Raw genomic sequence first — 12,180 nt, 5'->3', positions numbered from 1 at the left:
ATCACCCGATTCTCCCAGCCCGCCAGGAGACAGCCCGGTCAATCCGCCGGCGTTTTAAAGATCGACCCCACGATTACTGACCCACGCACCTAGCCACCCAGCCAGCCAGTCACCCGGACAGGCACCCGGACAGGCACTCGGACAGCAGCGAAGTGTTCGCGCATTCGAGGCATGGTGTTCGTCTCCCAGCCGTGACGTCGGACGCGCCCGTCCCTACGATGGGCCACGTGACCGAGCCAGCCATCGTTTCCGCCCAGACCGAGCCTCCCATCCGTACCGAGCCTGCAGCCTCCACTGCCCCCAGCCTGGAAAGGGACGCTGGTGGGGGGCCACCGCTGCGTATCTCAGTGATCGGGACGGGGTATCTGGGGGCCACGCATGCAGCGTGTATGGCGGAGCTGGGGTTCGAGGTCCTGGGCCTGGACATCGACCAGGCGAAGATCGACGCGTTGACCCGCGGGGAGCTGCCCTTCCACGAGCCCGGCCTGCCGGAACTGCTGACCAAGCACGTGGACTCCGGCCGGTTGCGTTTCACCACCTCCTACGAGGAGGTCGGCACCTGGGCCGATGTGCACTTCATCGGGGTCGGCACTCCGCAGAAGCCCGGCGAGTCCGCCGCGGACCTGCGCTTCGTGGACGCCGCCGTAGCCTCCCTGGCCGAGCACATCACCCGGGACGCACTGATCGTGGGCAAGTCCACCGTCCCGGTCGGCACCGCCGAGCGCCTGGGCACCCTGCTGGCGGACGCCCGCGCCCACGCCGGCCTGCCGGGTACGGTCGAGCTGGCCTGGAACCCGGAGTTCCTGCGCGAGGGGTATGCGGTCAGGGACACCCTGACCCCGGACCGCCTGGTCGTCGGCGTGGAATCGGCCCACGCCGAGAACGTGCTGCGTCAGGTGTACGCGAAGTCCCTGGCCGAGGGCACCCCGTGGATCGCCACGGACTTCGCCACCGCCGAACTGGTCAAGGTCGCCGCCAACGCCTTCTTGGCCACGAAGATCTCCTTCATCAACGCCTTCTCGGAGATCACCGAGATCGCCGGCGGGGATATCGGCACCCTGGCGGACGCGATCGGCCATGATCCTCGGATCGGGCGGAAGTTCCTCAACGCTGGCGTCGGCTTCGGCGGTGGTTGCCTGCCCAAGGACATCCGGGCGCTGCAGGCCCGGGTCTCCGAACTCGGCCTGGACCGCACCATGCGCTTCTTGGCCGAGATGGATGACATCAACCTGCGCCGCCGCGACCGCGTCGTCGACCTCGCCGTCCAGGTCCTCTCCCACAGCCTCAACGGCTCGATCCGCACCACCGGCGTGGGCGACGGCTCCGGCACCGTACCTTCCCCGGCCGCCGTCGAGGTCCTCAACGGAGCGAAGATCGCGATCCTCGGAGTCACCTTCAAGCCCCATTCGGACGATGTTCGTGACTCCCCCGCCCTGGACGTCGCCAACCGGCTCTTCACCGCCGGGGCCGAGGTGGCCGTCTACGACCCGAAGGGCAACGCCAACGCCGCCCGCCGCTTTCCCCGCCTGGGCTACGTCAACACCCTGCAGAAGGCCGTCATCGGTGCCGACCTGATGATCCTGCTCACCGAATGGGACGAGTTCCGCCAGATGGACCCCGAGGACATCGGCCGGCTCATGGACCGCCGCACCCTCATCGACGCCCGCAACGTCCTGGACCCCGCCCCCTGGCGAGCCGCCGGCTTCACCCACGCCGCTCTCGGACACCGCTTCGCCCCGGAAAAGTCGGTGTGAAGCCAAGGAGAACGACGCCGGCCGGTCACCGGTCCGTGAAGTGGTCCCACCCGCCTGCGCTGCCTAGGCTAGCCGCTGCCGCGGGTGCTCCCGACTCGGCGACCAGGCGTCCGATCCGCCGGAATCCCGGCGGCACCGTGGCCCCCGTGGGCAGTGCGGCGAGGAGGCCGTAGTCTTCTCCCCCGGCGGACACCCAGCATTCGGCGGTCCGTTGCCCGCTCGCGGGGTCCAGGGCGCGCGCCAGGGGCACGAGGACCGAGGCCTCGCGGCGCACCCAGTCCGGATCGAGGTCCGCCCGCAGGCCGTTGGTCGTGGCCAGGCGGCCGGCGTCCTTCAGCACGCCATCGGAGACGTCCATCATGGCCAGTGCCCCGGCCTCCGCGGCCACTCGTCCTGCGCCCAGCACGGGCCGGGGCCGGAGTTGGGCGGCGGCCGCCAGCGCGGCGAGTCGCCGGACGCCGTGGTCCAGCTGGTCCCCCTGTTCCGCTTGTTCCTTCTGTTCCTTCTGTTCCTTCTGTTCCGCCCCTTCGGCAATGCGCAGCCGTTCATCCAACAGCCCGCGGGGCGTCTCCAGCACGGCCAGGCCGGCGGCGGCCCAGCCGGCCCGGCCGCACAAGACCAGGTCCAGGCCCAGATCGACGCCAGCCGTGCCCGCGCAGGCTGCCGGCGGAAGGGTGCGCCGCACCGCCGGCCGGCCGTCCAGGTCGCCCGTGGCGGTGACGGCCACGGTGATGCGGTCATCCGAGCCCAAGTCCCCGCCGACGATCCGGCAACGGGCCGCTCCGAGGTGGCGCACCGCCCCGGCGAGCCCGGCGGCGAGGCCGTCGATCCAGGCCACGGGTGTGGTGGGGGGCATGGTCAGGGCCAGGAGCAGACCGGAGGGCTCGCCCCCCATGGCGTTGATGTCGGAGAGGTTCTGGGCAGCGGCCTTCCAACCGGTGGCATAGCCGCCCGCAAAGCCGTGTCCGTCGAACCTCCCTCCGTTGGACCCGCCATCGGGCCCACCCTCAGTCCTGCCGTCAGACCTGCTGGCCAGCCCACGGGGAACGGCTGGCCAGTCCAGGCGGAAATCACGGTCCTGTGCCATGGCGTCCGTCGTGATGACGAATCGGCCGTCCGGGGCGGACACGACGGCGGCATCATCCCCGGGGCCGACGGTCCCCTCCGGCCAGTCTCCCGCTGCCGGTACGGTGGCGAATCGGCGGTTCAGGATCCGCAGGATCCCCGACTCGCCCAGCCCGCCGACGGTCTGGCGGGCTCGCGGGGTCGGTGTCGTGCCTGGCGCGGTCAATGGCGCCCACTGGCCGCCGCCAGCGCCTCCCGGAACGCACCGTAGCGTTCGATCTCCGCCGTCACCGGCTCGGCGATGCGCTCCCGGGCGACCACCGAGACCGCGGCGCGCAGCCGGCGTCGGGCCCGGCGCGCGCGGTTCCGCGCCACCAGCCGCACCAAGGGGGCCATCAGCAGTGCCAGCAGCAGCCCGAAGGCCAGTCCGCCGAACACGAGCAGCGTGGGAATCGGGAAGCCCTCCACGTCCGGGGCGGGTGGCATCTCGAACTGGAAGTACCCTGCCAGTGCCAGGACGCCCAGCCAGGCAAGACCGGCCACGGCAGCCGCCAGGGCGATCCACTGGAGGGCATTGACCACGTGCCACCACCATGAGCCCTTTCCGGCCCCCAGGTCGGTGGAGGTGATCGCCTGGTCCAGCTCGTCCGGGAGTGTGTCCGCATGGCTGCGGGCGGCACGGCGGATGGAGGAACGCCACGCGTCCGGGGCGCCAGCTCCGGTGACCTCGGCGAAGGCTCGGATGGCACCGTCGGCCTGCGCCCGCTGGGCCGGGCTGCGCTCGGGCAGTGAGCTCCGGTGCAGTCGCGGATCGTCGGCCGCGGAGGCCGACACCCGATTCATTCCGCGCTGCGGAACGTCCCCGCGGCGCAACCCGAGCCGGCGCAATGGGTCCTGACGAAGGCGCGTGGCCCACCGGACCATAGGCCATCCGGTGCGGCGGCCGCCCTCGAGCCGGTAGGACCGCTGCACGGCCCGCACCACGGTGGTGACGCCGGCAGCCTTGGTCAGCGCGTCCACGAGCCTGGCCTCGTCTGCCTTCCCGACGCCGGCCGGAACGCCTCCCGCGTCCTCGGCGCCAAGGGCCTTGGCGGCCGTGCGCACATCCGAGAGCAGCCGTTCACTGGCGGCGCTCCGTCGTTGGGCCACCTCCGCGATGGCAGACCGGAGGGGCTCGACTCCGGCGCCGGTGGTGGCCGAGGCGGGATAGACGGGTACGCGGGCGAGGCCGTCCTGAGCCAGGATGCCCTTCAGGGACGCGGTCACAGCCTCCACATCCGCCTCGGCCAGCCGGTCGATCTGGTTCAGCACCACGAGAGTGACGCCGCGGTGGGCGGCCAGCGGCTCGAGGAATTCGCGGTGCAGGGCGGCATCCGCGTATTTCTGCGGGTCCACGACCCAGACGAGCACGTCCACCTGGCCGGCCAGCCGGGTCACGATCTCCCGGTGCCGGACGGCGATCGAGTCGAAGTCCGGTAAGTCCAGCAGGATCAGGCCCCCAGGCTGGTCGTTCTGCCGGCCGTTCGTGCGTCCGTGCTGCCCATCGCTCTGCCTCCCGTTTTTCCTGGTCCAGCGCTGGCCGAGCAGCCGGGACCACGGTCCCGAGGGCTCAACTCCTGCCGCGGGACCGTCCAGCTGGTGACGGTGGGAGACCTCCAGCCAGTCGAGCAGCGGTTCGGACCCGTCGGCACCCCACACGGCGGCCAGGGGCTCAGAGGTCGTGGGCCGCGTGGCTGCGGCCCGGGCGAGAGGGTGACCGGTGACCGCGTTGAAGAGGCTGGATTTCCCGGAACCGGTGGCACCGAAGAAGCCGACGACCGTGTGGTCGGCCGAGAGCCGGCGTCGCTCCCGGGCTCGTTCCACCACCTGACGGGCGGAGGCCAACGCTTCCTCGGTCACCCGGCCCTCGCCCAGCCGGGCGGCAGTCTCGAGGGCCGCGAGTTTGAGGTCCAGCGGACTGGAGTCGTGCGTCGTCACGGGTCAGCCCTCCCGTCCGGCCAGCCGGCGCAGTTCAGGGGCAAGGGAACGCAGCTGATCGGTCTCCTCCTGGTCTCGGACGTCGTCCAGCAGGGCGGTGAACCGGCGGGCATCGGCCTGCAGCAGCCCGGTGATCCGGTCCACGAGATTCTCCTGGGAGCGTTGGGCCAGCCGGCGGACAGCGTCCTCGCCGAAGATCGATTCGAGCAGCTTCTGAGCCACCACCGCGGTCCCCCCGGCGATCCCGACCTCGATGCCCAGCAGCCCGCCGGTGGCGGCGAAGGAGACGATCATCAGGGTCACGGCCACGCCGTTCACCCCCAGAGCGGAGATCCGGGCCATCGTCCGCTTGCCGGCGCCTTCCCGTTCGATCAGCGAGATCAGGTCACCCTGCCAGCCCCGGATCTCGGCGGCCGCACGGTCGCTGAAGTCGGCGGGGAGCCCGGCTGGGTCCAGGCCGGTGACGAGCGCGCGCCCGGCGGCGTCCTGACGCCAGCGCTGGGCGGACTTCTCCGAGGCGGCAGCGGCCTGTTCCACGAGGACGGCGTGCAAGCCCGTCTCGATCGCCATCTCGACGTCCTCCGGTGGGGCCGGCCGGCCTCGGAAGAAGGAGGTGATCCGGTCCCTCAACCGTCCGATCCCCGATTCCAACGACCGGAAGAACTCTCCTGTGCCGACGAAGTCCTGCCAGCGGGAGAGCACCTCGCCGCGCAGCAGCGTCCCGTCCTGGGTCGAGGCGAGCACGCCCGCCAGCGCCTGCTCGTAGGCGGAGTCCACGTCCCCGGCCAGCCGGGTCGCCGCGTGGCGCTGGTCGTCCTCGGCCTCCGCCAGGACCGAGGTCTTCTCAGCCAGTTGCCGAACCACCCCGTTGAGGGTGCGGCGGGCCACGTCCGCTCGGGAACCGGCATCACCGGCAATGGACTCCAGCCATTCGCGCAGCGGCCGCACGGCGCCCGCCGGGAGCATTCCCTGGGCGTCGAGGGCGGACTCCGTGACGACAAAGAGCCCGGCCGAGCCCAACCCCTGACGTTCCAGGAGCCCACGCAGGTCCGTGGCCACCTCATCCTCCACGCCGGCCGGAACGCGGTCCAGCACCACGGCGACCGTGATGTCCCGCGCGGCGGCGTCCAGGAGCAGCTCCCAGGGGACGGCATCCGCATAGCGGTTCGCGGTGGTGACGAAGATCCACAGGTCCGCGGCCGAGAGGAGCTGACCCGCCAGCCGGCGGTTCTCGTCCGCGATGGAGTCGATGTCCGGGGCGTCCAGCAGGGCCAGGCCGGCTGGCAGGGCCAGGCCGGCTGGCAGGGCTGGCTCGGCCACCAGAACCAGGGAATTGATGGCCACGGGATCGGGATCCACCCCCACGCGTTCGGCAGGCACCGTAGTCCCCGGCACGGCGCGGTGGCCGGTGGTCCGGGAGAGGTTCGGCAGCACGCGGGTGGTGGTGAACCAGTCGACGTCCTCCGGGTGATGCAGAAGGATCGGTTGCCGTGTGGTCGGACGGATGGCGCCGGAACGAGTCACGGCGTGCCCCACCAGGGCATTGACGAGAGTGGACTTGCCGGCACCGGTTGATCCCCCGACGACGGCCAACAGCGGTGCGTCCAGGCTGCGGTACCGCGGCAGGACGTAGTCGTCCAGCTGGGCGATGGCAGCGTCCCGTACTCGGACGGCCCCAGCAGCTGCATCGGTCCCGAGCGGCAGGGACACCCCGGCCAGTTCGCTGCGCAGCCGGCTCAGCAGGTCCACGGCCTGGGCCGCTCGCTGTGGCGGGACGGGGGTGGGATCAGTGCTCACGCATCCCATCATGGCACCGGAACAGGACAGCGGAGCACAGCAGGTTCCGGCGGGCAAAGAAAAAGACCCGGTCCTGATGGACCGGGTCTTCTCAACTGGTGACCCCAGCGGGATTCGAACCCGCGTTACCGCCGTGAGAGGGCAGCGTACTAGGCCGCTATACGATGGGGCCGTCACCGTTGCTCAACCGTCCTGCCGTGGGGCATTTCCGATTGGACAACCCCAGTAGTGTTTCACACTCTGGGGGATTCCACCAAATCGACCGAAACCGAACCGATGAACTCCGCTGGGGTACCAGGACTCGAACCTAGAATGACGGTACCAGAAACCGTTGTGTTGCCGATTACACCATACCCCAATGGCTGTCAAGGAGTGATTCAGTGACCTGCATCCCTCTTGCGCCATTCATGCCGGACTCACTCCGGCACGGGTGTTTACTATACCGACGTTCCGCCCCAATGACAAAACGGCCGCCATGCAGACTCTCTCATGCCTACAGTGAGTCCATGACAGCACCCTCTGGTCAGCCTGTTTCCCTGCGCCGCACGGTCACCACCGCGGGGCTCTTCTTCTTCATCCTCGGCGATGTCCTCGGCGCGGGCGTCTACGTCCTGGCCGGCGAGATCGCCGCCACTGCGGGCGGAGCCGTCTGGGTCCCCCTCGTGGCGGCCCTGGTCCTGGCGCTGCTGACGGCCGGTTCCTACGCTGAGCTGGCCACCAAGTATCCGCGCGCCGGAGGCTCCGCCCACTACACCATGCGCGCCTTCGGCCCTTTCGTCGGCTTCCTGGTCGGGTTCTGCATGCTCTCGGCCGGCATCGTGTCCGTAGGCACCCTGGCGCTCGGCTTCGCCGGCGACTACCTCAGCGAGTTCGTCACGCTCCCCACGGCACTCGTGGTGGTGGTCTTCCTGGGGCTGCTGGCCGCGCTGAACGCACGGGGCATCTCAGAGTCGATGGGCGCCAACCGCGTGGCCACCATCATCGAGGTCTCCGGCCTGATACTGGTGGTCATCCTCGGCATCATCGTCGTGGCCCGCGGAGACGGGGATCTCAGCCGGCTGACGGAGTTGGGCACGGACGACCAAGGTCCACTGCCCGCCGTCCTGGCCGGCACCGTCCTCGCCTTCTACTCCTACGTGGGCTTCGAGACGAGCGTAAACATCGCCGAGGAGACCAAGGACCCGGCCCGGTCCTACCCCAAGGCCCTCTTCGGCGCCCTGGTCGTGGCCGGAATCGTCTACGCACTCGTCGGAGCGGCTGCTGCGGCCGTCATCCCCACGGCTGAACTGGCCGAGAGTTCTGCTCCCCTGCTCCAGGTGGTCACGGCCGCCGGATTCGTCCCGCCGATCCTCTTCAGTGTGATCGCCCTCGTGGCGGTGGCCAACGGCGCCCTGCTGACCGGCATCATGTCCTCACGCCTGGCCTACGGCATGGCCCGGGACCGGCTGCTGCCGGCCGTGCTGACCCGGCTGCTGCCACAACGGCGGACTCCCTGGGTGGCCATCATCGCCACCACCGGCCTCTCCTTGGTACTCGCGCTGACCGGCACGCTGGAGATCCTGGCGGGCACCATGGTGCTCTTGCTGCTCGTGGTGTTCACCGCGGTCAATGCCGCCGTGCTCGTGCTGCGGCGGGACCCGGTGGACCGGCGCCACTTCCGTGTTCCGGCGTTCCTGCCCGTGGCCGGGATCGTCTCCTGCATCGGCCTGACCACCCAGGTCGAGGGCGAGGTCTGGCGACTCGGTCTGCCGTTCCTCGCCCTCGCGGCGGTGCTCGCCGGTCTGGCCGCCTGGCGCCGACGGGCCCGCCGCGAGCACGCCACCGACAAGGACTCTGAAAAGGGCTCTGAAAAGGGCTCAGCAGAAGGATGCCGCCCGGCGCCCTAGGCTTCCGGCGTTGACGCCGCCTGCTGCTCTGCCAGCTCTGCCTGTTCAGCCTGCTCTGCCGCAAACCGGTCCAGGCGGGTCAGTGTGGAGTGCTTGCCCAGAATCTCCAGGGACTCGAACAACGGTGGCGAGACCTTCTTGCCGGACACGGCGGTCCGCACGGGGCCGAAGGCCTGCCGCGGCTTGAGTCCCAGGCCGTCGATCAACGCGGCACGCAGGGAAGTCTCGATGGACTCGACGGTCCACGAGCCGGCGTCGACCCCGTCCAGGCCGGCCCGGGCCGCGGCCAGGGCCGCCGGCAGATCGGAGGGCATGCCCTTCAGGGCCCCGTCCGCCGTCTTGATGTCCTCGTCCTGCTGGAAGAGGAAGGCGAGCATGTCCACGGCCTCCCCCAGCAGGGCGATGCGTTCCTGGACGAGGGGGGCGCCGGCGTCGAGGATCTCGTTCTCCCGGTCGGTCAGGGACTCTCCCACCAGGCCCGCAGCCTGCAGGTGGGGCACCAGCCGGCCACGGAAGTCGGCGGCGTCCAGCATCCGGATGTGGGTGCCGTTGATCGCTGTGGCCTTTTTCTCGTCGAAGCGGGCGGGGTTGGCCAGCACCTGGTGGATGTCAAAGGCCTCGATGAACTGCTCGCGGGTGAAGATGTCCTCATCCGCGGAGAGGGACCAGCCCAGCAGGGCCAGGTAGTTGATGAGCCCCTCGGGGATGAAACCGCGCTCACGGTGCAGGAAGAGGTTCGACTGCGGATCACGCTTGGACAGCTTCTTGTTGCCCTCGCCCATGACGTAGGGCAGGTGCCCGAACTCCGGCATGTACCGGGCCACACCCACCGCGTAGAGAGCCCGATAGAGGGCAATCTGGCGGGGCGTGGAGGAAAGGAGGTCCTCACCGCGCAGTACATGGGTGATCTCCATGAGGGCGTCGTCCACGGGGTTCACCAGGGTGTACAGCGGGTTCCCATCGGCACGGACCACCACGAAGTCCGGGACGGAGCCCGCCCGGAAGGTGATCTCACCGCGGACGGTGTCCGTGAAGGTGATGTCCGTGTCCGGCATGCGCAGGCGCAGCACCGGCTGGCGGCCCTCCGCCCGGAAGGCCTGCTTCTGCTCGTCAGACAGCTCGCGGTCGAAATTGTCATAGCCCAGCTTCGGGTCCCGGCCGGCGGCCCGGTGCCGGGCCTCGACCTCGTCAGCCGTGGAGAAGGCCTCGTAGATGTAGCCGGCGTCCCGGAGCTTGGTGATGACCTCCTGGTAGAGCTCGGCCCGCTGTGACTGCCGGTACGGGCCGTGCGGTCCACCGACCTCCACGCCCTCGTCCCAGTCGATGCCGAGCCAGTCCATGGCCTCCAGCAGCTGCTGGTAGCTCTCCTCGGAATCGCGCTTGACGTCGGTGTCCTCAATGCGGAACACCATCTTGCCGCCAGTGTGGCGCGCCCAGCCCCAGTTGAACAGGGCCGTGCGGATCAGCCCGACGTGCGGGGTTCCGGTGGGTGAGGGACAGAAGCGGACGCGGACGGGCGTCTCGGCGGGGACAGCGGGAACATCGGCAGGGGCCGGTCGGGTTTCAGGGCTCATGATGGCCACCATTCTAGTGCGGCCCCCGCCGCGTTCTCGTCACGGGCGGTCCGGCGGCCCCTGCGGGGCCCGCTGCGGTTGCCCTGCCCCGGGCCGACGGAGGTGCTGGGACAGTGTCAGCGGCGGAACACCGTGGTGAGGGTACCGATGCCCTCCACGGTCGCCTCGGTCCGCTGCCCGCCTTCCACGAGCCCGACGCCGGCCGGCGTCCCGGTGAGGATGACGTCACCGGGGAGCAGGGTGAAGGCCTGAGAGACAGCGGAGACGATCTCTTTCACGCCGAAGACCATGTCCGAGGTGCGGCCGTCCTGGACGACGGCGCCGTCGAGTTCCATCCGGATGCCCAGGTCCTCGGTGTCCGCACTGGTCAGGCCGGTCTCGATCCATGGCCCGAGGGGGCAGGCGCCGTCGAAGCCCTTGGCTCGGGCCCACTGCAGATCGGACTTCTGCGCGTCCCGGGCGGTGAGGTCGTTGCCGACCGTGTAGCCGAAGACCACATCGTCCACGCGCTCGGCGGGGACGTCCTTGCAGATCGTGCCGATGACCACGGCCAGCTCGGCCTCATAGGAGATCTGATCGCTCCAGCTCGGCAGGGTGACCGGCTCGCCCGGGCCCACCACGGAGGTGTTGGGTTTGAGGAAGAACTGCGGGCTGTCCGGGACGGCGTTGCCGAGTTCGGAGGCGTGGTCCGCCCAGTTGCGCCCGATGCCCACGATCTTGGACCGGGGAATGATGGGGGCCACAAGGCGCACGTCCGCCAGACGGTGGCGTGTGGCAGTGGGCTGGATGCCCTGGAAGAACGGGTCCCCGTGAAGGACCACGACCTCGAGGTCCTCCGAGTCAGCCTGGGGGTTATCCGCCTCCCCCTCGACGAGTCCGTACTGAGGTTCGGCGTCTACAACAAATCGGGCAATGCGCATGGGACCAGCCTAAGTCAGCGCAGCCGGTGTCGCGGCCCGCCCGGTCACACTCACCGGATCACACCAGCCGGTACAGCCAACCGTGCCGATCATCGCCATGGCCGGTCTGCAGGTCCAGCAGCTCGCGGCGGATGTCCAGCGCCACCGACGTGGTCGGATCGACCGCCGGCGACGTGAAGGAGTCCTCTCCGTCCACGAGGGTGCCGATCGGGGTGATGACCGCAGCCGTGCCGCAGGCGAAGACCTCGGTGATCTCGCCGCTGGCCACACCCGCGCGCCATTCCTCGACGGTGATGGTGCGCTCGGACACGTTCATGCCGCGATCCCGGCCCAACTGGAGCACGGAGGAGCGCGTCACGCCCTCCAGGATGGTGCCGGTCAGCTCGGGGGTCACCAGGCTGCCGTCCGCAAAGACGAAGAAGACGTTCATGCCGCCGAGTTCCTCGACAGCGTTGTCCCGGACCGGATCCAAGAACAGGACCTGGTCGCAGCCGTGGGCCGAAGCCTCGAGCTGGGCCGCCAGCGACGCGGCGTAGTTGCCCCCGAACTTGGCGGCACCCGTTCCGCCATGGCCGGCACGGGCCAGCTCACGCGACACCCAGATGGACACGGGCTTGAGCTCGCCGCCGAAGTAGTTGCCGGCCGGGGACGCGATGACCTTGAAACCGACCTCGTTGGCCGGCCGCACGCCGAGGAACTCCTCGGTGGCGATCATGAAGGGGCGAAGGTAGAGCGATTGGCCGTCACCATCGGGGACCCAGGACTGGTCCGTGGAGACCAGCACACGCAGCGCTTCCAGGAAGACCTCCTCCGGCAGCTCCGGCAGCGCCAGGCGGCGGGCGGACCGGTTGAGCCGTGCGGCGTTGGCCTGCGGGCGGAAGGTCCACACGCTGCCGTCGTCATGCCGGTAGGCCTTGAGACCCTCGAAGATCTCCTGCGCATAGTGGAACACGGCGGCCGCCGGAGAGAGGGACAGCGGGCCGAACGGTTCGAGGCGAGCATCATGCCACTCTCCCCCACTGTGGGGTGCCGAGGAGACCGCTGCGGTCTCCCCGGACTCCCGGGTCCAGTCGATGGAGACCATGTGGTCGGTGAAGTGCTGTCCGAAGCCGGGGTTGACCAGGATCTCCCGGCGCCGCTCCTCGGCAATCGGCGAGGGATGGGGATGGCGGGCGAATTCCATGGTCACGGCAACTTCTTTCTCATC

At 69.8% G+C, this 12,180-nt stretch carries 8 protein-coding genes and 2 tRNA genes; 2 read left to right on the top strand and 8 right to left on the bottom strand.

The annotated features are described in order from the left end of the window. Positions 1-335: 335 nt before the first annotated feature. Positions 336-1,754 (top strand): UDP-glucose/GDP-mannose dehydrogenase family protein, encoded by a 1,419-nt coding sequence (locus AB0333_RS15460; protein ID WP_366219580.1) that lies wholly within the window; start codon positions 336-338, stop codon positions 1,752-1,754. A gap of 25 nt (positions 1,755-1,779) precedes the next feature. Here AB0333_RS15460 and AB0333_RS15455 read toward each other — a convergent pair whose 3' ends face one another. From AB0333_RS15455 to AB0333_RS15435, 5 genes are all read right to left on the bottom strand, one after another. Continuing rightward, a complete protein-coding gene (locus tag AB0333_RS15455) occupies positions 1,780-3,045 on the bottom strand; it encodes a thiamine-phosphate kinase (RefSeq protein WP_366219576.1) in 1,266 nt (421 codons plus the stop codon). After that, positions 3,042-4,796, bottom strand: coding sequence for a dynamin family protein (locus AB0333_RS15450; RefSeq protein ID WP_366219575.1), 1,755 nt, complete (start codon positions 4,794-4,796; stop codon positions 3,042-3,044). Before AB0333_RS15450 ends, AB0333_RS15455 begins: the two co-directional genes overlap by 4 nt. Positions 4,797-4,799: 3 nt before the next feature. Next, the gene (locus tag AB0333_RS15445) at positions 4,800-6,593 is read right to left on the bottom strand and encodes a dynamin family protein (protein WP_366219574.1); all 1,794 of its coding nucleotides are present in this window, start codon (positions 6,591-6,593) and stop codon (positions 4,800-4,802) included. A 96-nt stretch (positions 6,594-6,689) separates the two neighbouring features. Beyond that, positions 6,690-6,765: transfer RNA gene (locus AB0333_RS15440), tRNA-Glu, on the bottom strand. Between the two features lie 114 nt (positions 6,766-6,879). After that, positions 6,880-6,951 (bottom strand) — tRNA-Gln (locus AB0333_RS15435). 148 nt (positions 6,952-7,099) lie between these two features. Here AB0333_RS15435 and AB0333_RS15430 point away from each other — a divergent pair. Beyond that, on the top strand, positions 7,100-8,479 hold the full coding sequence (locus AB0333_RS15430) for an APC family permease (protein ID WP_366219573.1): 1,380 nt from the start codon (positions 7,100-7,102) through the stop codon (positions 8,477-8,479). Here the strand turns inward: AB0333_RS15430 and gltX are convergent. The 3 genes from gltX to AB0333_RS15415 all read right to left on the bottom strand — a co-directional run bounded on the left by gltX (position 8,476) and on the right by AB0333_RS15415 (position 12,156). Further along, the gene (gltX, locus tag AB0333_RS15425) at positions 8,476-10,053 is read right to left on the bottom strand and encodes a glutamate--tRNA ligase (RefSeq protein WP_366219572.1); all 1,578 of its coding nucleotides are present in this window, start codon (positions 10,051-10,053) and stop codon (positions 8,476-8,478) included. The genes AB0333_RS15430 and gltX overlap by 4 nt on opposite strands. 116 nt (positions 10,054-10,169) lie before the next feature. Next, positions 10,170-10,973 carry a fumarylacetoacetate hydrolase family protein gene (locus tag AB0333_RS15420; RefSeq protein ID WP_366219571.1) on the bottom strand — a complete coding sequence of 268 codons (804 nt, stop codon included), beginning with the start codon at positions 10,971-10,973 and terminating at the stop codon, positions 10,170-10,172. Positions 10,974-11,031: 58 nt separating this feature from the next. Then, a complete protein-coding gene (locus tag AB0333_RS15415; protein WP_366219579.1) occupies positions 11,032-12,156 on the bottom strand; it encodes a branched-chain amino acid aminotransferase in 1,125 nt (374 codons plus the stop codon). Positions 12,157-12,180: the final 24 nt, after the last annotated feature.

The organism is Citricoccus sp. NPDC079358, from assembly GCF_040702545.1.
In the GTDB taxonomy this organism is placed as follows: Bacteria; Actinomycetota; Actinomycetes; order Actinomycetales; family Micrococcaceae; genus Citricoccus.
This window is presented reverse-complemented; position numbering and strand designations above follow the sequence as displayed.